General features: G+C 65.7%; 19 protein-coding genes. 12 read left to right on the forward strand and 7 right to left on the reverse strand.

Annotated elements, in window-relative coordinates; all coding sequences use genetic code 11:
• Nucleotides 1-29: 29 nt before the first annotated feature.
• Entirely contained in the window at nucleotides 30-962 is a 933-nt protein-coding gene (gene cysK / locus RH857_RS09660) for a cysteine synthase A (RefSeq protein WP_310537767.1), read from the forward strand.
• Nucleotides 963-967: 5 nt separating this feature from the next.
• Nucleotides 968-1555: a serine O-acetyltransferase EpsC gene (gene epsC / locus RH857_RS09665; protein ID WP_310537768.1), complete on the forward strand. Its 588-nt coding sequence runs from the start codon at nucleotides 968-970 to the stop codon at nucleotides 1553-1555.
• 189 nt (nucleotides 1556-1744) lie between these two features.
• Here epsC and RH857_RS09670 read toward each other — a convergent pair whose 3' ends face one another.
• Together RH857_RS09670 and RH857_RS09675 are read right to left on the reverse strand one after the other, a co-directional pair.
• Nucleotides 1745-2212 carry a SufE family protein gene (locus RH857_RS09670; protein WP_310537769.1) on the reverse strand — a complete coding sequence of 156 codons (468 nt, stop codon included), beginning with the start codon at nucleotides 2210-2212 and terminating at the stop codon, nucleotides 1745-1747.
• A gap of 34 nt (nucleotides 2213-2246) precedes the next feature.
• Nucleotides 2247-3143: a sulfurtransferase gene (locus RH857_RS09675; RefSeq protein WP_310537770.1), complete on the reverse strand. Its 897-nt coding sequence runs from the start codon at nucleotides 3141-3143 to the stop codon at nucleotides 2247-2249.
• A 141-nt stretch (nucleotides 3144-3284) separates the two neighbouring features.
• Between RH857_RS09675 and zapE the strand changes: the two genes are divergently transcribed.
• The 3 genes from zapE (at nucleotide 3285) to gnd (ending at nucleotide 7229) form a co-directional block, all read left to right on the forward strand.
• Nucleotides 3285-4358 (forward strand): cell division protein ZapE, encoded by a 1074-nt coding sequence (gene zapE, locus RH857_RS09680; protein WP_310537771.1) that lies wholly within the window; start codon nucleotides 3285-3287, stop codon nucleotides 4356-4358.
• 108 nt (nucleotides 4359-4466) lie between these two features.
• Complete coding sequence (gene ppk2 / locus RH857_RS09685) at nucleotides 4467-5393, forward strand: polyphosphate kinase 2 (protein WP_310537772.1); 927 nt, start codon at nucleotides 4467-4469, stop codon at nucleotides 5391-5393.
• Nucleotides 5394-5768: 375 nt separating this feature from the next.
• A complete protein-coding gene (gene gnd / locus RH857_RS09690; RefSeq protein WP_310537773.1) occupies nucleotides 5769-7229 on the forward strand; it encodes an NADP-dependent phosphogluconate dehydrogenase in 1461 nt (486 codons plus the stop codon).
• A gap of 120 nt (nucleotides 7230-7349) precedes the next feature.
• On the opposite strand, the gene RH857_RS09695 is transcribed toward gnd, so the two are convergent.
• A complete protein-coding gene (locus RH857_RS09695) occupies nucleotides 7350-8564 on the reverse strand; it encodes an alpha/beta hydrolase family protein (RefSeq protein ID WP_310537774.1) in 1215 nt (404 codons plus the stop codon).
• Between the two features lie 255 nt (nucleotides 8565-8819).
• Here RH857_RS09695 and msrB point away from each other — a divergent pair, with 255 nt between their 5' ends.
• Genes msrB through RH857_RS09725 form a run of 6 tightly spaced genes read left to right on the forward strand, consistent with a single transcriptional unit; the run spans nucleotide 8820 to nucleotide 14936 of the window.
• Nucleotides 8820-9263, forward strand: coding sequence for a peptide-methionine (R)-S-oxide reductase MsrB (msrB, locus tag RH857_RS09700; RefSeq protein ID WP_310537775.1), 444 nt, complete (start codon nucleotides 8820-8822; stop codon nucleotides 9261-9263).
• On the forward strand, nucleotides 9264-10325 hold the full coding sequence (locus RH857_RS09705; protein ID WP_310537776.1) for a threonine aldolase family protein: 1062 nt from the start codon (nucleotides 9264-9266) through the stop codon (nucleotides 10323-10325).
• A gap of 60 nt (nucleotides 10326-10385) precedes the next feature.
• Complete coding sequence (locus RH857_RS09710; protein ID WP_374761147.1) at nucleotides 10386-11075, forward strand: DUF3000 domain-containing protein; 690 nt, start codon at nucleotides 10386-10388, stop codon at nucleotides 11073-11075.
• Between the two features lie 2 nt (nucleotides 11076-11077).
• Nucleotides 11078-12310 carry a ribonuclease D gene (locus tag RH857_RS09715; RefSeq protein WP_310537777.1) on the forward strand — a complete coding sequence of 411 codons (1233 nt, stop codon included), beginning with the start codon at nucleotides 11078-11080 and terminating at the stop codon, nucleotides 12308-12310.
• A 51-nt stretch (nucleotides 12311-12361) separates the two neighbouring features.
• The gene (locus RH857_RS09720) at nucleotides 12362-14491 is read left to right on the forward strand and encodes a 3-hydroxyacyl-CoA dehydrogenase NAD-binding domain-containing protein (RefSeq protein WP_310537778.1); all 2130 of its coding nucleotides are present in this window, start codon (nucleotides 12362-12364) and stop codon (nucleotides 14489-14491) included.
• Between the two features lie 25 nt (nucleotides 14492-14516).
• Nucleotides 14517-14936 (forward strand): Rieske (2Fe-2S) protein, encoded by a 420-nt coding sequence (locus RH857_RS09725; protein ID WP_310537779.1) that lies wholly within the window; start codon nucleotides 14517-14519, stop codon nucleotides 14934-14936.
• Nucleotides 14937-15001: 65 nt separating this feature from the next.
• Here RH857_RS09725 and dxs read toward each other — a convergent pair whose 3' ends face one another.
• Genes dxs through RH857_RS09740 form a run of 3 tightly spaced genes read right to left on the reverse strand, consistent with a single transcriptional unit; the run spans nucleotide 15002 to nucleotide 19541 of the window.
• Nucleotides 15002-17011 carry a 1-deoxy-D-xylulose-5-phosphate synthase gene (dxs, locus tag RH857_RS09730; protein ID WP_310537780.1) on the reverse strand — a complete coding sequence of 670 codons (2010 nt, stop codon included), beginning with the start codon at nucleotides 17009-17011 and terminating at the stop codon, nucleotides 15002-15004.
• Nucleotides 17012-17020: 9 nt separating this feature from the next.
• A complete protein-coding gene (locus RH857_RS09735) occupies nucleotides 17021-17350 on the reverse strand; it encodes a MerR family transcriptional regulator (RefSeq protein ID WP_310537781.1) in 330 nt (109 codons plus the stop codon).
• 31 nt (nucleotides 17351-17381) lie between these two features.
• The gene (locus tag RH857_RS09740) at nucleotides 17382-19541 is read right to left on the reverse strand and encodes an amylo-alpha-1,6-glucosidase (RefSeq protein WP_310537782.1); all 2160 of its coding nucleotides are present in this window, start codon (nucleotides 19539-19541) and stop codon (nucleotides 17382-17384) included.
• A gap of 141 nt (nucleotides 19542-19682) precedes the next feature.
• On the opposite strand from RH857_RS09740, the gene RH857_RS09745 reads away from it, so the two are divergent.
• Nucleotides 19683-20804: a glycosyltransferase family 4 protein gene (locus RH857_RS09745; protein ID WP_310537783.1), complete on the forward strand. Its 1122-nt coding sequence runs from the start codon at nucleotides 19683-19685 to the stop codon at nucleotides 20802-20804.
• A gap of 104 nt (nucleotides 20805-20908) precedes the next feature.
• On the opposite strand, the gene RH857_RS09750 is transcribed toward RH857_RS09745, so the two are convergent.
• Entirely contained in the window at nucleotides 20909-23755 is a 2847-nt protein-coding gene (locus tag RH857_RS09750) for an aconitate hydratase (RefSeq protein ID WP_310537784.1), read from the reverse strand.
• Nucleotides 23756-24032 lie beyond the last annotated feature (277 nt).

Here is a 24032-nt window from a genome sequence, read left to right on the forward strand (position 1 = left end):
CACAGATCGCATGAGGTGACTACTCCGTCATGACAATTCTGAACAACATCACTGAGGCCGTCGGCAATACCCCGCTGGTCCGGCTGAACCGTCTGGACGCGGATCTGCCGGGCAACGTTGCGGTCAAGCTGGAGTTCTACTCCCCGGCCTCCTCGGTGAAGGACCGCATCGGCACTGCCATCATCAACGCTGCCGAGGACGCCGGGGTCCTCAAGCCCGGCGGCACTATCGTGGAGGGCACCTCGGGCAACACCGGCATTGCGCTGGCCATGGTGGGCGCAGCGCGCGGCTACCGGGTGGTGCTGACCATGCCCGAGACGATGTCCACCGAACGACGTGTCATGCTGCGGGCCTACGGCGCTGAGATCGTGCTGACTCCGGGTGCCGATGGCATGCGAGGCGCGGTGGAGCGCGCCAAAGCGATCGTGGAAGAGACGGAGAATGCCATCTGGGCCCGGCAGTTCGCCAACGAGGCCAACCCCCAGGTGCATTACGCCACCACCGGCGAGGAGATCTGGCGGGATTCCGAGGGAGCTGTGGACGTGCTGGTCTCCGGCATTGGCACGGGCGGCACCATCACGGGAGCCGGGCGGAAGCTGCGCGAGTACAAGCCGGATCTGCACATCGTGGCTGTGGAGCCGGAGGATTCCCCGATCCTCTCCGGCGGTCAGGCTGGTCCCCACAAGATCCAGGGCATCGGCCCCAACTTCGTACCGGACATCCTGGACACCGAAATCTACAACGAGGTGGTTCAGGCCAACCTGGAGCGTGCTATCACCACCGCGCGCGAGCTCGGCACCAAGGAGGGCATTCTGGGCGGCATCTCCACCGGCGCGAACGTCGCGGCCGCTCTGGAGGTCGCTGCACGTCCGGAGATGCAGGACAAGCTGATCGTGACCCTGGCCTGCGACTTCGGTGAGCGTTACATCTCGACCCTGCTCTACGAAGACATCCGAGGCTGAGGCATATGGGTGTGATTTCACGACTGCGTGAGGACATCGCCAACGCACGCCAGCACGACCCCGCTGCCCGCAGCAACGCCGAGATCGTTCTGGCCTACTCGGGCCTGCACGCGATCTGGTCCCACCGGGTGGCGCACAAGATGTGGCAGGTCAAACCACTGAAGACTCCCGCGCGCCTGCTCTCCCAGGTGACTCGGGGGCTCACGGGCATTGAGATCCATCCGGGCGCGACCATCGGACGGCGGTTCTTCATTGACCACGGCATGGGTGTGGTGATCGGCGAGACGACCGAGATCGGTGATGACTGCATGCTGTACCAGGGCGTGACGCTCGGCGGTACCTCCCTGGAGCAGACCAAGCGCCATCCGACCCTGCGCAATGGTGTGACCGTGGGCGCTGGGGCCAAAGTCCTGGGACCCGTGGAGATCGGCGAAGAGTCAGCAGTCGGCGCCAACGCTGTAGTCGTCAAGTCCGCGCCGGCGCACTCGGTGTTGGTGGGCGTGCCGGCCAAGGACCGCAAGCGCCGCGAGGAAGAGCATAAACCACTCGTTGATCCGGCCACGTATGCCCTCGACCCCGCGCTGTTCATCTAGCGCGGGGTCGAGGAGTAAGGGCCCACTCAGCTGGAAGGGCCCCTGGCAGGCCTCGCCTGACAGGGCCAGCTCAGGGGATCCCGCGCTGTTCATCTAGTGCGGGATCTCGCGCTCATTAGGGCACCAAAGGTCAGGGGCCGCACTCTGTGGAGAGTGCGGCCCCTGACCTTTTTCACGAGAAGGTCGCTGCTACGACGACGACTCCACGTGATCGCGCACATTGCGTTTGACGCGCGCCAGCATGGCGCTCATCCCCCGCAGCCGCAAGGGCGTGATCGCTTTGCCCAGGCCCAGTCGCTGGTGGACATCGTCAGGCACTGCGAGGATCTCCTGATACCTCAGGCCTGAAAGTCCCTGCTGGAGGATCGACGCGAACCCCCTGGTCGTAGGCGCTTCTGCCGGGGCGGAGAAGATCAGTTCCGCGGTGCCTTCACCAGGAACGTCGTCGTCGTGGAACTCAATGGTCAGGAACAACGGAGACTGGCACTCCACGACCTGCTCCATCGAGTCCGCGTAGTTCTCACGCAGGTGCTCCGGCAGCTCAGGGAGCTCCCGGGAGAGCTCTAGGAGCAGTTCCAGCTTCTCCTGGTCGCCGACAGCGTGGAAGTCCTCAACGATCTCGGCCAGGGGCTGGGGCAGTCCGTCAGTCTCACTCATGGCACCAGCTTACGGGCCCCGCAGGGAGATCCGCTCAGCGGGAGGGCGCCTGGCCGGGCTCAGTGCCGGTGGTGATGGGCAGGCGGACGGCATTGCCCCACTCGGTCCAGGAGCCGTCGTAGTTGCGCACGTTCTCATAGCCGAGCAGATGCTGCAGCACGAACCAGGTGTGGGAGGAGCGCTCACCGATGCGGCAGTAGGCGATGACCTGGTCGGCCTCCCCGATGCCGGCCTCGTTCTTGTAGATCTGCTCAAGCTCCTCGCGGGACTTGAACGTTCCGTCGTCGTTGGCGGCCTTGGCCCACGGCACGTTGGCAGCTGTGGGGATATGGCCGCCGCGCAGCGCACCTTCCCCTTCGAATCCCGCCGCCACCGTGACCTCACCGGAATACTCCTGCGCCGAACGCACATCCACCAGAGGCTTGCCCAGGTGCTCCAGGACGTCCTCGCGGAACGCGCGGAACGTGGCGTCGTCGCGGGTCGCCGGAACGGGGTACTCAGCCGGCGTCACGCGGGGCGCCTCAGTGGTGAGCTCCCTGCCCTCTTCGATCCACTTGGCGCGGCCGCCGTCGAGCAGACGCAGATCCTGGTGGCCGAACAGGGTGAAGACCCATAGCGCGTAGGCGGCCCACCAGTTGGAGCGGTCCCCGTAGAACACCACGGTGGTCTCCGGGGTGATGCCCTTTGAACCGACGAACGAGGCAAACTCCTCAGGGCCGATGAAGTCACGCGTCACCGGGTCATTGAGATCGGTGTGCCAGTCGATCTTGACCGCGCCGGGGATGTGCCCTGTGTCGTAGAGGAGCACATCCTCGTTCGACTCCAGGACCACCACGGTGGGGTCGTCAAGGTGCTCGGCCAACCAGTCGGTGCTGACCAGTGCGTTCGGGTTGGCGTACTGAGAGAGGTCCTTGGCTGCCACGTGAGACACCTTCCGTCGGAAATGAATGCTTCTCTGATGCCCCAGCCTAATCAGCAGCGCCCGGGCTGCCCAGGGGTGCGTCACATGCAGACACACTCACCAGGCCGGGCGCCGGTGTGGCGTCCCCCGGGGTTCAGTAGAGTAGAGCGCATGCTCACCACCGCAACGCCGCTGTCCCAGCGCACTCCGCAGGTCACCGTGGAGGACCTGCTGGCAGGTCTGAAGCCCTCATTCCGGTTCTCCGAGGTGTCCTTCGACAGCTACATCCCGGACCCCGCCCATCCTTCCCAGGGTCAGGCCGTGGAGTCGCTGCGCAGCTTCTCTCAGACGGTGGGAACCTCCGCTTCCTCTGGCGGTTTCCTCTCAAAGCTCTTCGGCGGCAAGTCCACAGCAGCTGAGCAGCCGGCGGGCATCTACCTCGACGGTGGCTTCGGAGTCGGCAAGACCCACCTCTTGGCGTCTCTGTACCACGCGGCCGGAGCTCAGGGAGTGCCGGAGAGCCAGCGTGCTTTCGGCACATTCGTCGAATACACCAACCTGGTGGGCGCACTCTCCTTCCGCAAGACCGTTGAGGTGCTCTCCCATTATCGGCTCGTGTGCATTGACGAGTTCGAGCTCGACGACGCCGGTGACACCACTCTCATGTCCCGTCTTCTGCGCGAACTGGCCGACGCCGGCGTGAAGCTCGCGGCAACCTCCAACACCCTGCCCGGCTCGCTGGGCGAGGGCCGATTCGCCGCCAGCGACTTTAAGCGTGAGATCCAGGTCTTGGCCGACCAGTTCACCGTGATCCGCGTCGACGGCGAGGACTACCGCCACCGCGGCCTGCCCGAAGCTCCTCCCCCGCTGTCCTCGAACGAGCTGGAGGATTTCGCCGCCGAGCACTACCCCCAGGCTGAGACCGTGGTGGATGACTTCGCCGCACTGTGTGAGCACCTCACCGACGTTCACCCCAGCCGCTACCGCCAGATGATCGCCGGGGTGGACGTGCTGGTCCTCAAGGACGTGGAGACCATCGAAGGACAGTCGCTGGCCCTGCGATTTGTGGTGCTGGCGGACCGGCTCTATGACCAGGATGTGAAGATCATCGCGTCAGGGCAGCCGTTTGACCGACTGTTCACCGAAGAGATGATGGCCGGCGGGTACATGAAGAAGTACCATCGGGCAGTTTCGCGCCTGACCGCGCTGGCGCGTTCGGGCCAGATGGGAGAGCAGGCCCTCTAGTCGCACTCGGCACGTAAACACCAGTTCACCTGGCATTCACAGCCTGGTGCTTCGATGAGCACGGTTCAGGCGCTTCAGGAAGGCGCACGGCAGAAAGGGCACGGTCCAATGGTCAAAGATCCGTTCAAAGAGATCGGTGTGGGCTCGCGACAGAATCTGCGCGAGTTCATCGACCAGCTGCGGGAGGGCGGATACACCGTGGCCGACGGCCACACCCCCGACCCGGATCTGATCGATCCCCAGGGCAATGCCGTGGAGACCTGGCAGGAGAACTACCCCTACGAGGAGCGGATGAGCCGCGATCTCTATGAGATCGAGAAGTACCATCTGCAGGTCGAGCTGCTGAAGTTCCAGTACTGGGCCGAGGACTACGGGCTCAAGCACGTCATTGTCTTTGAAGGCCGTGATGCCGCCGGCAAGGGCGGGACCATCAAACGCTTCACCGAGCACCTGAATCCCCGCACCGCACGCGTGGTGGCGCTGAACAAGCCCTCGGACCGGGAGCGCGGCCAGTGGTACTTCCAGCGCTACATCTATCACCTGCCCACCGCCGGAGAGATGGTCCTCTTTGACCGCTCCTGGTACAACCGAGCGGGTGTGGAACGCGTCATGGGCTTCTGTTCCAACGATGAGTACGAAGTCTTCATGAAGCAGGCACCGCAGTTCGAGCAGATGCTGGTCGACGCCGGCATTCACCTGACCAAGTTCTGGTTCTCCGTCACCCAGCGCGAACAGCGCACGCGGTTTGCCATCCGTCAGATAGACCCGGTGCGGCAGTGGAAGCTCTCCCCCATGGACCTGGAATCCCTGGACCGGTGGGAGGACTACACCGAGGCGAAGGAAGAGATGTTCCGGCGCACGGACACCGACCACGCTCCCTGGATCACCATCAAGTCCAACGACAAGAAGCGCGCGCGCCTCAACGCGATGCGCTACTTCCTCTCGCAGTTCGAGTACGAAGGCAAGGATCACGAGGTCGTGGGTGAACCCGACCCGCTCATCGTGCGTCGCGGACGCGACGCCGTGGGTGACTGACCTGGTCCGCGGGCGGGACACCCCTCCATGCTGCGTACTCCTCAAGCAGCAACACTCATTTCTGTGCCACCACCAATCTCCGTACCAGTTCCTCAATGCCCGGTGTTGTTTCGCTCGAGCCCCTATAGAGGGTGGTGCTGAAACAACAGCGGGCCCTGGCTGACCTCGGAGGTTACAAACACGCAGAACGTTTCATCTCCGACGCCGGCCATCACGCCTGAAGCTGGTTCCGCGGGCGGATAACCGCACCGACCCCCAGCGGTTCACAGCGTCGCGTGGCTACGGTGAGACGTTGGTCGCACACGTTCAACACCGCGGCACGTAGGATGGACCGCGAACTCAATCCCTGACTGACCTTGAATGAGGAGTGTGCTTGTGGGCGCTGACATTGGCGTAACCGGACTGGCAGTGATGGGCGCGAACCTCGCGCGGAACCTGGCGCGCAACGGCTTCACCGTGGCGCTGCACAACCGCTCGGTGGCTCGCACCGATTCGCTGCTGAACTCCTACGGGCACGAGGGAAACTTTGTGCGCACCGAAACCCTGGCTGAGCTGGTCGAGTCTCTCGAGCGGCCGCGCAAGGTGCTCATCATGGTGAAGGCCGGCGGCCCCGTCGACGCCGTCATCGACGAGCTCACTCCCCTGCTGGAGGAGGGCGACATCATCATCGACGCCGGAAACTCCTTCTATGAGGAGACGCGCCGGCGCGAAGAGGCCCTCCGCGAGAAGGGGCTGCACTTCGTCGGCGTCGGCGTCTCCGGCGGCGAGGAGGGCGCACTCAACGGCCCCTCGATCATGCCCGGCGGATCCCGGGAGTCCTATGACTCCCTGGGCCCCATGCTGGAGAAGATCTCCGCGAAGTACCACGGCGAAGCCTGCTGCGCCTGGGTCGGCACTGACGGCGCAGGCCACTACGTGAAGATGGTCCACAACGGCATCGAGTACGCAGACATGCAGGTCATCGGCGAGGCCTATGACCTCATGCGCTCCCTGGCCGGACTGGAGCCGGCCACCCAGGCCGGAGTCTTCCGCGAGTGGAACACCACGGACCTGGCCTCCTACCTCATTGAGATCACTGCCGAGGTGCTCGAGCAGGAGGATGAGCTCACCGGCCGTCCGCTGGTGGACGTCATCGTCGACTCGGCCGGCCAGAAGGGCACCGGCCGCTGGACCGCGATCTCCGGCCTGGAAGTCGGCTCACCCGTGACCGCCATTGCTGAATCGGTCTTCGCCCGCTCCATCTCCTCCCAGCGCGACCTGCGCGCCGAGACCTCGCGGGTCTTCTCCGCCGGCATCAACGAAGCCATCACCGCTTCCGAGCTCTACGGCGAGGACGATGCGCAGCAGGACTTCGTCGAGGACGTGCGCAAGGCGCTCTACGCCTCCAAGCTCGTGGCCTACGCCCAGGGGCTGGACATGCTCGTGGCCGCGGGCGAGGAATACGGCTGGGACCTGGACCTGAAGTCCATCGCCTCGCTCTGGCGTGCCGGATGCATCATCCGTGCAGACCTGCTGGACACCATCATGAAGGCCTACGATGTGCCCGCCGCCCAGCGGCCCAAGAACCTCCTCCTCGCCGAGGAGTTCACCGAGGCCCTCAACGAGTGCCTGCCCGCCTGGCGCCGGGTGGTGGCCGCGGCGGCCACCTACGGCGTGCCGGCCCCGGTGTTCAGCTCCTCGCTGGCCTACTACGACAGCCTGCGCCGCGATCGCCTCCCGGCATCCCTGACTCAGGGGCTGCGCGACTACTTCGGCGCCCACACCTACCAGCGCGTGGACAAGCCCGGAACCTTCCACACGCGCTGGAGCCAGGACCGCAGCGAAGCCGAAGTATAGGCTCCGCCGCACGACTCGATCGAGTACCCAGGGGGTTCCTGCCGCACGGCAGGAGCCCCCTGGGCGTTTCGGGACTCTCTTCTTCCCGGTGACCGCGGCGCCGAGTATTCCAGCAGCGGGTCAGTCGGCGTCGTCGGCGGCCTCGATCTCATCCAGGTCCGCCGACGACGTCGCCTCGGGCCCGATCTGACCGGGCTCGGCGCGGGTGTAGAGGGCCTCCACCCACGCCCGTACGTGCTGATCCCACCGTTCGGGGTTGTGGTTCCATTCCTTGACGTGGCGCGCCCTGGCAAAGGGAACGAAGGTCACCATCGGGTTCTTCTGCGCGAGGTCACGGCTGGGGCCGTAGGGCACCACGTGATCGTCGATGCTGTGCAGGATCAGCGTCCGCAGGTGCAGCTGGTCGGCCCGGTCAATCCAGTTGAGGATCTTCAGGTCTACCGGCGATGCCAGACCCGTCACGCGGCGTCCTGCCTTGTTGGAGATGAACCAGCGGGTCATCCTGCCCACCGGCTCCGGGATCTTCAGAGCTCGTGCCTGATAGGCCAGCACATCGATCCAGTCAATCACCGGTCCGGTGAGCACCAGGCCGCGAATTCGCGCGGCGAGCGGAGATCGATCGGCTGCCTGCAGGCAGATGGCCCCGCCCATCGACCAGCCGAAGAGCAGGATGTCCTCTGCCCCGTGGTCAAGGGCGTACTGCATCGCTGCCTCCACGTCCTCCCACTCGGTGACGCCCAAACCATAGCGTCCGTCCGGAGCGGCGGGTGCCTCACCGTCATTGCGGTAGGAGATGAGCAGCGAGTCCACGCCGAGCTCGGCGGCTGCCGGCAGGGCTTTGATGCCTTCCTGGCGGGTGCCGCCGCGGCCGTGGACCATAATCGCCCACACGCCTCGGCCGGCCAGCGGGGCCTGCGGGTTAGTGCTGGGCACGTACCAGGCAGGGGCAGTGCCGCCTGGCAGGTCAATGCGGACCTCTTCGGAGGCGAAACCCAGGTCCTCCGGGGTCAGGTGCGATACCGAGGACCACCAGCCGCGCACTGCGGTGCGCAGGTCTCCCCCGACCACGTGCTCAACCCGGCGAGCAATCGTGCCGTCACGCGGAGTGAAGCTGGTGATGGGCCCGATCCGGGCGAAGGACTGTCCCCCGTGGAAGTGCAGCCCGTAGGTGCCGTCCACGACTGTCTCATCGGTGGCGGGGAGGATCACCTCATCGCCCTCGGGACCCTTGACGACGGCGAGGATCTCCAGGTCCTCCACCCGTTCCTTCACCGGCGTGACGACGACGCGGGCAAAGTACCCTGCCACTGCCGAAGCCGCCGTCGCCAGGGTCATCCCCGCCGCCAGGCCAGTGCTGGCACCCAGGAGTGTGGCCCGGACCCAGGGGGTTGGCTCGGGCTCCCTCCTGATCTTGCGCAGCAGCGCCTGCCCATGGCGTTCTACTCGAGCTTGAATCAGTTCCGTCCGGTCCGCTCCGCGCCTGAATCTGTGCTTCACATCGTTCGCCAACGTGCCTCACCGCCTCATCCCTTGGGGGTCACCACCACGCCCAGCTTACGCAGATCAGCGGCTCGGTGAGAGGATAGACGCATGAGTGACGAGCAGAGCCCCCAGCAGCAGGCAGCGGCCGGCGACCCCGATCCGTGGCGCCAGAAGCTCACCGATTTTGAGTACCACGTGCTGCGTGAGGGCGGAACGGAACGCCCCTATACCGGCGAGTACTGGGACAACAAGGAAACCGGCGTGTACTCCTGCCGGGCCTGCGGCGCCGAGCTGTTCACCTCCGAGACCAAGTTCGACTCCCGTTGCGGCTGGCCCAGCTTCTACCAGCCGGCAGAGAATTCCAATGTGACCTACCTCAAAGACACGTCGCTGGGCATGCAGCGGATCGAGGTCCGCTGCGGCACCTGTGACTCCCATTTGGGCCACGTCTTCGAGGGCGAAGGGTTCGACACTCCCACCGACCTGCGCTACTGCATCAACTCGATCTCCATGCGTTTCGAACAGCGTTCCGGCAACGGAGATGAGGCCTGAGTGGGCGCGACCGAGACGACGACGTCGGCATCCCTCGATGCTTCCTTCGCCTCCGACAACGTTGCCGGAGTCAGCCCGGAGATCCTCGAGGCCCTGCAGCGGGCCAACAGCGGTGCGGCACTGCCCTACGGCGGAGACCGTGAGTCGGCCCACCTTCGCGAGTGGGCCAAAGCGGAGTTCGGCGAGCAGGCTGAAATCCTTCCAGTGTTCAACGGCACAGGTGCCAATGTGGTGTCCCTGCAGGCCCTGCTGCCCCGCTGGGGCGCGGCGATCTGCACCGAGGAAGCCCACGTGAACAACGACGAGGGCGCAGCCCCGGAGCGTCTCGGCGCCATCAAGCTGCTCCCGCTGGCCTCACAGGACGGCCGACTGACGCCCGAGGATGTCCAGGCCGCCACAGCACGCCGCGGAGATGTCCACGCGGCCCAGGCCCTGGCCGTGACCCTGACCCAGTCCACCGAGCTCGGGACTCTCTACACCCCCGAGCAGATCGCAGCGCTGACCGAGACTGCTCACTCTGCAGGACTCGGCGTGCATATGGACGGCGCCCGGATCTCCAACGCCGCGTCCGCACTAGGAACCAGCCTGGCGGCGCTGACCACAGATGTCGGCGTCGACGTTCTCTCACTAGGAGGTACCAAGAACGGTGCACTGGCCGCTGAGGCCGTCGTCGTCATTAACCCGGAGCGGGTCCCCGGCGTGGAGTACATCCACAAGTACTCGATGCAGCTTGCCAGCAAGCAGCGTTTCGTCGCAGCGCAGCTGCTGGAGCTCTTCGGCACCGACCTGTGGCGCACCAACGCCGCGCACGCCAATGCCCAGGCCCGGGTGCTTGCCGAGGGTCTTGCCTCTCTGGAGGGTGTCACCCTCGCCCGGCCCACCGCGGTGAATGCGGCCTTCCCCGAGATGCCGGTGGAGATGGCGGCGCGCATCCAGTCCCGGTATCTCGCCCACACATGGGAGACCGCCCCCAGCGGTCTGCCCGTACTGCGGATCATGTGTTCCTTCGCCACCACAGACGCCCAGATCTCTGAGTTGCTCCAGGTGGCGCGGGGGGCCTGAGTGCCCCGCCGTGCGGCGTGCCTCACGCTCGGTCCGCCCTGCGGTCCCTAGTCTGGGGGTGTGAGCGCATTCGGCCCCCTGGGGGAGAACTCTTTCCCACGCCCGCCCGGCCCTCAGATCAGGACTCCGAGCATCGACGGACTGCCTCAGTCCTTCCTGGCGGCCCTGGGCGAGCTGCGCCGTGCCCGGCCGCGCGGTGAAGCGCTGGTGGAGGAGGTTCCTGCCCCGGCGAAACTCGCCCCCTATGCGGTGGCTCTGCGCGCCGAGATCCATGCGCCGGGCGTGGACGTCATCGGCGCCCATCCGGTGGCGCGCCTGCGTCCCACCGCCAACGAAGAAGAGATCCTGGCCACGGGACGGTTCATCCTCCTGCACGATCCGGCGGGCCAGGAAGCGTGGGGCGGAACCTTTCGGGTGGTGATCTACATACGCGCAGAGTTGGAGCCGGAGATGGGCAACGATCCACTGCTGGCCTCCGTCGCATGGACCTGGCTGTCCGATTCCCTGGGGCAGCACGGTGTGGAGTACACCCGCGCCGGCGGCACGGCCACCAGAATCCTCTCCGAGTCCTTCGGCTCCTTGGAGTCCCGCCAAGCCAGCAACGACGTCGAACTGCGCGCCTCATGGACGCCCTCCAGTGCGCATGTGGGTGCCCACCTGGAAGCCTGGGCGGATATGGTCTGCTCCTTCGCCGGTCTGCCGCCCCTGCCCGACGGCGTCGTCGCGCTCCCTCACATCCGGAGGAGCTGAACGTGCCGGAGACAGACACACAGAAGGACCTTCCCCTGCTCACTGAGCCCGACGGCGGCGTTCCCGCCGTCATCAACACTGAACGCGGCTTGGCCCGCTGCGCTGACGCACTTGCTGCCGGCACGGGCCCCGTGGCCGTCGACGCGGAGCGAGCTTCCGGATTCCGCTACGGACAGCGCGCGTTCCTTGTTCAACTCAAGCGAGCCGGTTCGGGCATCTGGCTGATCGACCCCGAACCCTTCGACACGCTCCTGCCCCTGCAGCGAGCCCTGGGTGAGGCCGAGTGGATCCTCCATGCTTCCACACAGGACCTGCCCTGCCTGGCGGAGCTGGGCATGCACCCGCACAGCCTTTTTGACACCGAGGTCGCCGCGCGCATGGCCAACCTGCCCGGTGTCGGGCTTGGCGCCGTCGTCGAACACCTGCTGGGCGTTCGCCTGGCCAAGGAGCATTCTGCAGCCGACTGGTCCAAACGGCCACTTCCAGCCGACTGGCTGCGCTACGCGGCCCTCGATGTGGAACTGCTGATCGATCTGCGGGAGCGCCTCTCTGACCTGCTCCACGAGCAGGGCAAGACCGCATGGGCTCAGGAAGAGTTTGAGTACCTGCGCACTCACAAGCCTGCGGCAGTCCCTCGCGAGGAGCGATGGCGCAAGACCAAAGGCATCAACAAGCTCAAGTCCCCCAGAAAGCTGGCCGTGCTGCGTGAACTCTGGCGCGCCCGGGAGGCACTGGCGGAGAAGAAGGACATCGCCCCCGGCCACCTGCTGCCAGACTCTGCGCTCATCTCCGCCGCTGACGCGCTTCCTCGCACCGTACCGCAGCTGCTGGGCGTCACCGGATTCCAGGGAAGGGCCGCCAAGCGGGAGGCGCCGCGCTGGCTGCGCGCGGTGCAGACCGGTCAGGCCACCGAGGACCTCCCGGTCCGCCAGCGCAGCGGAAACACGCCGCCGGCGCCGCGGACCTGGAAGGACCGAAACCCTCTTGCTTTCCGGCAGTTCCGTACGGCTAAAGAACGCCTGGCCGTACAGGCCGAGCGCCTCAACATCATGGCCGACACGCTGCTGGCCCCGGCAGTTCTGAAGCAGCTGTGCTGGACGCCGCCGGAGACAATCGACCTCGACACGGTCAGTGAGGCGCTCGCATCCCATGGTGCCCGCCACTGGCAGATTCGCAACACCGCCGCCGTGATCACCGTGGCCATGCTGGACCCCGATCCTCTCGAGGAGCTGTAACCGCTGGAGGACCAGTAGTCACCGAAGTGACCCCTCGGTAGAGTGTGACGCATGACAAGTTTTTCTCAGTACGCAGCGCTTGCCGAAGCCTTCTCCAGCGAGGTCGTCACCCACTCCACAGTTGAGGATGTCCAGCTGCCCGGCGAGGCCGGCACACTCGCGCTGATCCGACTGGACAACGATCACCCCAAGCGCCCGTCGACTCTGGGGCCCCGCTCGCTGATCGAATTCGGGGAAGCCGTGCAGTCCCAGGCCGAACGCGCTGAAGCCGGCGAGATCGCGGGACTGGCCGTCATCGGAAAACCGGGAGTCCTGGCGGCCGGTGCGGACATCGTCTCCGCTCAAAAGCTGGAGGAGCATCCCCAGGCCCGAGAGTTTGGGATCCAACTGGCCGCCCTTGGTCACGACGCCTACAACGCCCTGGCAGATTTCCCCGCCCCGACCTTTGCCTTCATCAACGGCACAGCTCTGGGCGGCGGCCTGGAGCTCGCACTTGCGGCCGACTACCGCACCGTCGCTGCAGGAGCCAAGGCCATCGGACTTCCTGAGACCTTCCTCGGCCTGGTCCCGGGCTGGGGCGGCATCTACCGGCTGCCGCTGCTCATCGGCCCTGAGAAGGCCGCCGCGGTGATCTTCACCAACCCCCTGAACAACAACACCACTCTCCGCAGCGTCCAGGCCTATGACCTCGGAATCGCCGATGCGCTGCTGGAGGATGACGGTTTCGAGACAGCCTCGATCGAGTTCGCCGCACGCGTGATCTCCGATGAGGCTCAGCGCGTGAGCATTGACCAACGGCGACAGCACGACGGCGGCCCGGAGGCCTGGGAGCGCGCCGTTGAGACGGCACGGGACACGGTTGCGACCAAGACCGGGTCCACCGCCCCGGGGCCACTGCGTGCCTTGGAGATCTTCGAACAGGTTCCCCGCCGCAGCCGGGAGGAGGACCGTGAGGCCGAAGTCGCTGCCCTCGGCGAACTGCTGGTCACCGACGAGTTCCGCAACGTGGTCTACGGGTTCATGGAGCTCGTGCAGAAGCGCGCTAAGAAGCCCGCCGGTGTTCCCGACGTTGTACCCCAGCAGGTGAGGAAAGTCGGCGTCGTCGGTGCCGGACTCATGGCCTCTCAGCTGGCACTGGTCTTCGCTCAGCAGATGCAGGTTCCCGTGGTGCTCACCGATCTGGCGGCAGAGCGCGTGGACAAGGCGCTGTCCTGGGTTCGGGAGCAGGCAAGTAAGCAGGTGCAGCGCGGACGGCTCAACCCCGAGCAGGCTGAGGCCGTGGTGGCACGAGTCACGGGATCCACTGATACCTCCGTCTACGCCGATGCGGACCTGGTGATCGAGGCGGTCTTCGAGCAGCTGGAGGTGAAGAAGCAGGTTTTCGCTGATCTGGAGGCAATCGTCTCCGCTGATACCATCCTGGCGACCAATACGTCCTCCCTCTCGGTCACCGCGATGGCCGAGGAGCTGTCTCATCCGGAACGGGTGATCGGTTTCCACTTCTTCAATCCCGTGGCGGTCATGCCGCTGATCGAGATTGCCCGCACCGATGAGACCTCTGAGGCCGCCATCGCGACAGCATTCGACGTCGCCTCGAGACTGCGCAAGACTCCGGTGCTGACCAAGGACGCCACAGCATTCGTGGTCAACCGTGTACTGCTGCGGCTGATGTCCGAGGCCCAGCGTGCTTTCGACGACGGCACCGATGTGCACGCGGTGGACGAGGCGCTGAAACCGCTTGCGCTGCCGATGAGTCCGTTCGAGCTGCTTCAGATGGTTGGCCTGCCCGTGGCCCAGCACGTCACGGAGTCTCTGCGGAGCTCCTTTGGTGAGCGCTTCTACGTCTCCGGCAACCTCCAGGCGCTGATCGACGCGGGGGTCACCACACTCGTCGAGCGCGACGCGCAGGGGATGAGTTCCCTCACCCGGGATGCCCGTGAGATCGTCACCCAGGGCACCGCGCCGCAGAGTCCCGAGCAGGTCCGTACCACCGCACTGGAGGCCCTGGCGCAGGAGATTGACCTGCTGCTTCAGGAGGAGGTGGTCTCCTCTCCCAAGGACCTGGACCTGTGCATGATCCTCGGAGCCGGGTGGCCGTTCCACCGCGGCGGCATCACCCCCTACTTGGATCAGCAGGGCGTCAGCGAGCGAGTCACGGGCCGGCGCTTTGGGCACCGGTAGTCGCTCCTGACTAAGCTGGGCGACTATGAGTTCTTCCTGCTGCTCCCGCCGTGAGATCCTGCGTACCGGTGCCGTAGCCGGGGCCTCAGCCCTAGTGCTGACCGCCTGCGGCGGATCCGATGAGGAGGTCCCCGCGGCGGAGCCGGCCCAGTGGCAGGATGCCCTGGTTGAGGGCGATGTCCCCGTGGGCGAGTCGGTCCGAGTGGCCTTCGGTGAGAACAAGGTCCTGCTGCACCGGGCCACCGAAACGCAGGTCTACGCTTACTCCGCCGTATGCACACATCAGGGGTGCACCGTGAATCCGGAGCCCGAGCGCTTTATCTGTCCCTGCCACAGCTCCGTCTACGACCTGGAATCGGGCGAACCCGTCGCTGGCCCGGCACCGAGGGCCCTGGAGCGGTACGAGGCCCGCGTGGAGTCGGGCATCATTCAGGTGCGCATCTGAGGCTGCCTGAGGCTCTGCCACAGGTTTAGCGGTGGCGGACACCGCCCCCCGGAGCGGGGACCTGCTCAGCGGTGGCGGAAGACCGGGATCTCACCGGTGGGCATATCCTCACCCGGGAGCCGCCGGGCGAAGGGCACCTTGGTGCCCAGCACCTGAGCCACGGTGTCCTGAGCAATCTGCGCCGAGGTCAGCCCCACGCGCTCCAGGACTTCGTTGCGTGAGCCGTGCGCGAGGAACTCCACAGGCAGGCCCACCTCATTGAGCGCAGTGTCCACGCCGTTCTCACGCATCACCTGCCGGATGCGGGAGCCGACGCCGCCGGCCTTCACGCCGTCCTCGATCACCACCACGATGCGGTGGCGCGCCGCCAGCGAGATGACCGATTCGGGCACCGGCAGCACCCACCGGGGGTCCACGACCGTGGCGCTGATGCCTTGATCCTCAAGACGACGGGCGACGTCCAGGGAGAGTTCGCCCATGGTGCCCACCGAGACGATCATGACGTCGTTAGCGTAGGGGGCGTCGTCCGCGCCCTGCCCGGGAACCGGGGTGTGGGTGGACAGGAGGACATCGACCCCGTCGGAGAGGCGCTCCACCGCGTCGATCTCCCCGTTGACCGAACCTTTGGAGAAGCGGACCACGGTGGGGGCGTCGCTGACGGCCACCGCCTCCCTGAGCTCTTCCCGCAGCCTGGTGGAGTCGCGCGGCGCCGCGATCTGCAGCCCTGGGACGATCTGCAGCAGGGACAGGTCCCACATGCCGTGGTGGCTGGGGCCATCAGGTCCGGTGACTCCGGCACGGTCCAGCACCAGGGTGACTCCAGCCTTGTGCAGCGCCACGTCCATCAGCAGCTGGTCGAAGGCGCGGTTGAGGAACGTCGCGTAGATCGCCACCACAGGATGCAGGCCGCCGTAGGCAAGCCCAGCAGCAGAGGCAACGGCATGCTGCTCAGCGATGCCGACGTCGAAGACACGGTCAGGGTGCTTCTGGGCGAAGGTGCGCAGGCCCACGGGGATCAGCATCGCACCGGTGAGGGCCACGATGTCCTCACGTTCGTCGGCGATGGCGGCGATCTCCTCCTCGAAGACGCTGGTCCAGGACCTCGCGGAGCCCCGGTTGACGGGCTCGCCGGTCTCGGGGTCGATAATCCCGACGGCGTGGAACTGATCGGCCTCATCGGCTCGGGCCGGAGCGTAGCCCCGCCCCTTCTCCGTGATCGCATGAACGATGACCGGCCCGCCGTAGTTCTTCGCGTCGGTGAGAGCCTCTTCCATGGCCTGCTGGTCATGGCCGTCCACCGGCCCGATGTACTTCATCCCGAGATCTTCAAACAATCCCTGGGGCGCCCAGAAGTCCTTGGCGCCCTTCTTCGCGGCGTGCAGGGAGCGGTAGACCATCTGAGACATGGCCCCGCCGTTGACGAGGCGTCGCTTGGTGCTGTCCATAACGGACTCGTAGATCGGATGCGTGCGCACCTTATCGAGCACACCGCGCCGCAGGGTCGACAGGTGGTTGGCAAGTCCGCCCACGGTGGGGGCGTAGGACCGGCCGTTGTCGTTGACCACAATGACTACGCGGCGCTCCTTGTCGGCCGCAATGTTGTTCAGGGCCTCCCAGGCCATACCGCCGGTCAGAGCGCCGTCGCCGATGACCGGGACCACGAACCGGTCCCCCTCCCCTTGGAGGACGCGGGCCCGGGAGATGCCGTCAGCCCATGCCAGGGAGCTTGAGGCGTGAGAGGACTCGACGACGTCATGGATCGACTCTGCCCGTTCCGGGTAGCCCGAGAGTCCCCCCTGCTGACGCAGAGTGGAGAAGTCCTGACGTCCGGTGACCAGTTTGTGGACATAGGACTGGTGGCCCGTGTCGAAGATGATCGAGTCGCGCGGCGAGTCGAAGACCCGGTGCAGCGCCAGGGTCATCTCCACCACGCCGAGGTTGGGTCCCAGATGCCCACCTGTGGCGGAGACATGGGTGATGAGGAACTGCCGGATCTCCTCGGCCAGGCGGCCCAGCTGCTCATCGGTGAGCCGGCTCAGGTCCTGCGGAGACTGGATCGTCTGCAGAATCGTCATCCGGCCAGTTTACTGCCCTTTGAGCTCCGCGACCTCTTCTTTGAGCTCATCCACCTGTTGGCGCAATTCCAGGACCTTGCGGATGCCCGGCAGGGTGACGCCTTCCTCCGTGAGCTCCAGGACTTCGCGCAGTCGCTGTACCTCGTCGTGGGAGTAGCGGCGCTGCCCGCCCTCGGAGCGCTCCGGGGAGACGATGGCTTGTTCGTCAAGGCGGCGTAGGGCGGGCGGCTGCATTCCCAGAATCTCGGCGACCTGGCCAATGGTGTAGAACGGCGCGGAGGTGTCCTCCAGCAGACCGCCCGCCTGCTGGGTACGGGATGAGGCGTCGTCGTCGGTCATGGTTCGTGAAGGTCCTGAGGAAAGAGAGTGTTCAGCCTCCCAGTGTAGCGCCGGTGGATTCTGCCGTGGAGGCTCCGGAGGCATGCGTCATAGGCGCGGGCAGGCCAGAGACCCTGACTTCGTGCTCGTTGGCCTCCACGTCGAAGCTTCCATGCTCCCCCAGGGAGATGCCGTGGACCCTCAGGGCCCCGAAGAGGCTGGGAGCCGCTTCAGCCCTGACTGTTCCGGCGGGCACATCGACCTCGAGGCCCAGACCGATGCGGAGCATCTCATAGGGCACCGCGGCAGCCCACGCCTGAGGCGAGCAAGAGGTGGGATACGGAACGGGCACCGGCATGTCGTTCCTGGAGAAGCCACAGAAGAGTTCGGGGAGCCGTCCGCCGAAAGCCTCCAGCGCATCGGCCAGGCCGGAGAGGACCGCCAGGGCGGCGTCCCGCCGGCCGTAACGGGCCATGCCCGCCGCCCCGAGGACGGTGTCATGGGGCCAGACTGAGCCGTTGTGATAGCTGGCCGGGTTGAACGCGACCGAACTCTGGGAGCGAGTGCGGATGCCGAAACCGCTGAAGAGATCATCGCTGATGAGTGTTTTGACGACGTCGTCGGCATGCTCCTCGGCCACAATTCCCGACCACAGGCAGTGTCCGATGTTCGAGCTCAGGGCATCGACCTGATTCTTCTCACCGTCGAGAGCCATCGCGTAGAAGCCCGGCCCGGGCATCCAGAAGGCGTCGTGGAACCGCGCCTTCAGCTCCGCGGCGCGTGCCCGCCAGACGGCGGCACGCTCGGGGCCGCCCCAGGCCTCCTCCAGTTCAGCGACGGCCAGATACGCCGCGTAGGCGTAACCCTGGACCTCCGCCAGGGCAATCGGGGGGCGCGCTTGGATGCCGGCCGCGCCCGCGATGGCGTCGTGACTGTCTTTCCATCCTTGGTTGGCGAGGCCCTTATCGGATGACCGCTGATACTCAATGAAGCCGTCGCCGTCACGGTCGCCATAGCGGTGCAGCCAGTCGGCGCCGGCGCGCACGGCCTGCTTCAGCGGAGCCAGTTCTTCCGCAGAGACTCCCCAGCGCAGGGCGCGTCCAGTGAGCATCAGGAACAGCGGTGTGGAGTCGATGGACCCGTAGTAGACGCTGTCCCCTCCCAGGGCGAGAGAGAGGTCAGCACCGTGCCGGACCTCGTGCAGGATCTTGCCGGGCTCCTCCTCGGTCATGGGATTGACGGCACCACCTTGCAGACGTGCCAGAGTGGTCAGAGTGCCCATGACCAGCCCTGGGGCGAAGGGAAGCAGCATCCAGCTCGTCAACAGGGAGTCCCGTCCGAACAGCGCCATGAACCAGGGAGCGCCCGCAGCGACGACGTCGTCTTCGGGGTGGTCCGGGTCCGTGATGCGCAGCGCCCCGAGGTCCTGCTCGCTGGTGGCCAGGGCTGCAGCCAGCACGGTGTTCTCCACCTCAATCCGCGGAGCGGTCTCCCGCCAGGAGTGCATGCGTTGAGCCGGACGGGTGGATTCCACGTCCTGGTCCGTGGGGAAGGCAGCTGCCATCTCCTCCCCGCTCGTCGAAGGGAGCACACTGACCGTGGTGCTCCACTGACCGTGAGCGGGGACCACTGTGCGATAGGTGAGGGTATGCGGAGAGGCGATGGCGCCCTCTGCACTGACCCGCACGCCGCGTCTTTCGGTGCCCCGTTCCGAGACGAAGATCAGATCCCCACCGGCTTGGCTGTGGGTCACGGCTCCGGTGGTGAGACGGCGCCGCTCCTTGACCTGGAAGAGGTCTGCGAAATCGGCGTCGGCGGCGATGGTCAGATGGATCCCGGCGGCTTCCGGACCGTAGTTGCGCACCGTGATGTCCTCACGCATTCCCTGACCAACCAGTCGACGGCGCTCAACGATCAGCGTCGGCTCTACGAGACCCTGGCGCGTTGGCGCGCGGCTGATGAATCGCTGCTCAAAGGGCTCCCCCGGAATCACCGTCAGGGGCTCCAGCAGTTCACCATCGATGCGAACTTCCCAGTGCGAGATGACTCGCGTGTCACGCACGAAGAGTCCCTCAGCCCGGCCGGGCTGGATATCTCCATGGATTTCAGAGACGCAGAAGGTGGAACCCTCCACAAGCGTGACCTGCGTCTGAGGCAGGGAAACGGTCGGCAGTCCGGTGGGCCTGGCCTTTTCCTTGGTATCGAGCGTCATGGGAACGACCTCCGAGATGTCATCCTTGCACACTGAAAGGATATTAGTTACAACTTAATTTGCAAGTTGCTTCTCGCACCTGATGCAGGTCACCAAGTTTCATTGGCACGCTTGATTTCATTTCGGAGGCAATGCTCCCCCATGTCTATAGCAGCTCACACCCCGGAGAACGCTCCCCAGCTCGATGACTCGCCGCGACCCCTGCGGATCGGCATGGTGGCCCCGCCGTGGTTCGAGCTTCCGCCCAAGGGCTACGGCGGCACCGAGGCAGTAGTCGCCTCACTCGTGGATCAGCTCTCCCTGCGGGGTCACGAGGTCACGCTGGTGTCCTCGGGATTCAACGGCACGCGGGCTGACCAGCACATCAGCGTTTTCGAAAGGCCGCCCTCGGAGCTCTTGGGCCAAAGCCCCATGCCTGAGGTCATAGCGGCTGCAGAGACCGCTCGTGCGCTCGAGAGCCTGGATCTCGACATCGTCCACGACCATTCCCTCGCCGGCCCCCTGTTGGCCCGCGGCCGCAGCATTCCCACGGTCACGACCATGCACGGGCCCGTCGTAGGACTCAGCGGCGAGTACTTCCGCAGGCTCGGCACCTCCGTGGACATCATCGCCATCTCGGATGCTCAGCGCCGCATGGCTCCCGACCTGAACTGGATCGGCACGGTGCATAACGCCGTCGACGTTGCGAGCTTCCCCTTCCGGGCGGAGAAGGAGGACTTCCTGCTGTGGTTGGGACGCTTCAGCCCGGACAAAGGCGCGCATCTGGCCATTGACGCAGCACGGGCCGCCGGTCGCCGCATTGTCCTGGCCGGGAAACTTAACGAGGCGCCCGAACGCCGCTACTTCGAGGCCGAGGTCAGGCCGCGCCTGGGATCAGACGCAGAGTACCTCGGCGAAGCAGACGCGGTCCTCAAGCGGGAACTCTTCTCCAAGGCATCCGCCCTGCTGTTCCCCATCCAGTGGGAGGAGCCCTTCGGCATGGTGATGGCCGAGGCGATGGCCTGCGGAACGCCCGTGCTCGCGACCCGACGTGGCAGCGTTCCGGAGGTGATCCTCGATGGTGTGAGCGGAATCATCGTCGACACCACGGACAAACTGCCAGAAGCCATCGAGCGGTCCCAGCAGCTGATCCCCTCCCAAGTGCGCTCCTGGGCGGAGGCCCGGTTTGACCTGCCGGTGATGGCCGAGGGTTATGAGCGCATCTACCGAGCCCTGGTCGAAGGAACCGCGAGCATCCAGGACATCGCCGCGCACGTGGCTTGAGCCTTCACTCGGAAGGCAAAGAACAGCAGCGGGCCCCACCTCCTCATCGGAGGTAGGGCCCGCTGTGCTGGGCGCTTCAGCCGCCCCGCTGGTGAAGAACCGGTTTAGTTCTTGCTCACCAGCTGACGGAGCACGTACTGCAGGATGCCTCCGTTGCGGTAGTACTCGGCCTCACCGGGGGTGTCGATGCGCACGACGGCGTCGAAGGTGACCTCGGTGCCGTCTTCCTTGGCTGCGGTGACCTTCACGGTGGAGGGAGTGGTGCCGTTGTTCAGCTCGGTGATGCCGGAGATGCTGAAGACCTCGAAGCCGGTCAGGCCCAGAGTGTCGGCAGACTCGCCCTCGGGGAACTGCAGCGGCAGCACACCCATGCCGATGAGGTTGGAGCGGTGGATGCGCTCGAAGGACTCGGCGATCACGGCACGCACACCCAGCAGGCGGGTACCCTTGGCTGCCCAGTCACGGGAGGAGCCGGAGCCGTACTCCTTGCCGCCGAGCACCACCAGGGGCGTGCCCTCTTCGGCGTAGTTCATGGCGGCGTCGTAGACGTAGGCCTGCTCGCCACCCTTGGTGAAGTCGCGGGTGAAGCCACCCTCCACGCCGTCCAGCAGCTGGTTCTTGATGCGGATGTTCGCGAAGGTGCCGCGAATCATGACCTCGTGATTACCGCGGCGGGAGCCGTAGGAGTTGAAGTCCTTGCGCTCCACACCGTTCTCCAGCAGGTAGCGTCCTGCCGGGGTATCCGATTTAAAAGACCCTGCTGGGGAGATGTGGTCGGTGGTCACCGAGTCGCCCAGCTTCAGGAGCACGCGGGCTCCCTCGATGTCGGAGACCGGCTCGGGCTCCAGCTCCATACCGTCGAAGTAGGGAGCCTTCCGCACGTAGGTGGAGTTCTCGTCCCACGCGAAGGTTGCACCCTCGGGGGTGTCCAGCGACTGCCAGCGGTGGTCACCGTCGAAGACGGTGGCGTACTTGGAGGTGAACATCTCCGTGTCGATGGACTCGTCGATGATCTTCTGCACCTCGATCGGGTCGGGCCAGATGTCCTTGAGGTAGACATCGTTGCCGTCGGCGTCCTGGCCCAGGGGCTCGTTCTCGAAGTCGAAGTCCATGGTGCCGGCAAGGGCGTAGGCGACCACCAGCGGCGGGGAGGCCAGGTAGTTCATCTTCACGTCGGGGTTGATGCGACCTTCGAAGTTACGGTTGCCGGAGAGCACGGAGGTGACCGCAAGGTCCTCCTCCTGCACCTTCTTGGAGATCTCCTCCTCCAGAGGACCGGAGTTGCCGATGCAGGTGGTGCAGCCGTAGCCGACCACGAAGAAGCCGATCTTCTCCAGGTACTCGATCAGACCGGACTTCTCGTAGTAGTCGGTGACGACCTTGGAACCCGGGGCGATGGAGGTCTTGACCCAGGGCTTCTGCACCAGGCCCTTCTCCACGGCGTTGCGGGCCAGCACACCGGCGGCCAGCATCACGTTGGGGTTGGACGTGTTGGTGCAGGAGGTGATGGAGGCGATCGAGACGGCGCCGTGGTCCAGAGTGAACTCGCGGCCGTCGGGCATCTTCACCGGCACCGGGTGGGAAGGGCGGCCGCTTACGGGCTCGGAGCCGGCGTCCATGGGACGGGGCTCGTCCTTCGGGGACTGTTCCTCACCGGGGGTGTGGGCCGGAGCGTCGGAGCCGGGGAAGGACTCGGCCGAAGCCTCGTCTGCCTTGCCGTTGACCGAGTCTGAGATGCCCAGTGCATCCTGGGTGGCCTTGACGTAGTTGTGGATGTCCTTGCGGAACTGTTCCTTGGCATCGGTGAGCTCGATGCGGTCCTGGGGACGCTTCGGACCGGAGATGGAGGGCACCACGGTGGACAGGTCCAGCTCGAGGTGCTCGGAGAAGCGCAGCTCACGTGCCGGATCGTGCCACATGCCCTGCTCCTTGGCGTAGGCCTCCACCAGGGCGAGCTGCTCCTCGGTGCGGCCGGTCAGGCGCAGGTAGTCGATCGTCACGTCGTCGATGGGGAACATCGCGGCGGTGGAGCCGAACTCAGGGCTCATGTTGCCGATGGTGGCGCGGTTGGCCAGCGGCACGGAGGCCACACCCTCACCGTAGAACTCCACGAACTTGCCCACCACGCCGTGCTGGCGCAGCATCTGGGTGATGGTCAGCACCACATCAGTCGCGGTGGCGCCGGCCGGGATCTCGCCGGTGAGCTTGAAGCCCACCACACGCGGGATCAGCATGGAGATCGGCTGGCCGAGCATGGCCGCCTCGGCCTCAATGCCACCCACGCCCCAGCCCAGGACGCCCAGGCCGTTCTCCATGGTGGTGTGGGAGTCGGTGCCCACGCAGGTGTCGGGGTAGGCACGCAGCACGCCGTTAACCTCGCGGGTCATGACCACGCGCGCCAGGGACTCGATGTTCACCTGGTGGACGATGCCCATGCCCGGGGGGACAACCTTGAAGTCATCGAAGGCAGTCTGGCCCCAGCGCAGGAACTGGTAACGCTCACCGTTGCGCTGGTACTCGATGTCCATGTTCCGCTCGATCGCATCGGAGTTACCGAAGAAGTCGATCTGCACGGAGTGGTCGATCACCATCTCCGCCGGTGCCAGCGGGTTGATCTTGTTGGGATCGCCGCCCAGGTCGGCCACGGCCTCGCGCATGGTGGCCAGGTCAACCACACAGGGCACACCGGTGAAGTCCTGCATCAGCACACGACCGGGGGTGAACTGGATCTCGGTGCTGGGCTGGGCGTTCTCATCCCAGCCACCCAGAGCCTTGATGTGATCTGCGGTGATGTTTGCGCCGTCTTCTGTGCGCAGGAGGTTCTCGAGAAGAACCTTCAGGCTGTAGGGAAGGGACTCATAGCCTTCGACCTTGTTGAGACGGAAGATTTCGTAGTCGGCGCCGTTGACGTTGAGAACGCCTTTTGCTCCGAAGCTGTCCACTGTGCTCACGCGGGACTCCTTGTCTAGTTGCCAGACGTAGCCCACAACGCTGAAACCGATGCAGCGGCGCCGGTTGGATGGCCTTGATCGCCTCGATCACGACGCGCAGGAATGATCCCGAGGCGACGTCGACGTCGAGTCAGTGGTGCGATCAGGCCCCGGAGCAGCTCTCAGGTCAGCGCCAGGGGCTGTATCGCTCTCCATCCTACCCATAAGCGGCTCCCTGCTTGTGACCCCGAGTTCTGAACTGAAGTGCAACGCTTTCGACTTGCCCGCGGCGATCCGT

This window comes from Nesterenkonia flava (genome assembly GCF_031432335.1).
Classification (GTDB): Bacteria; Actinomycetota; Actinomycetes; order Actinomycetales; family Micrococcaceae; genus Nesterenkonia; species Nesterenkonia flava.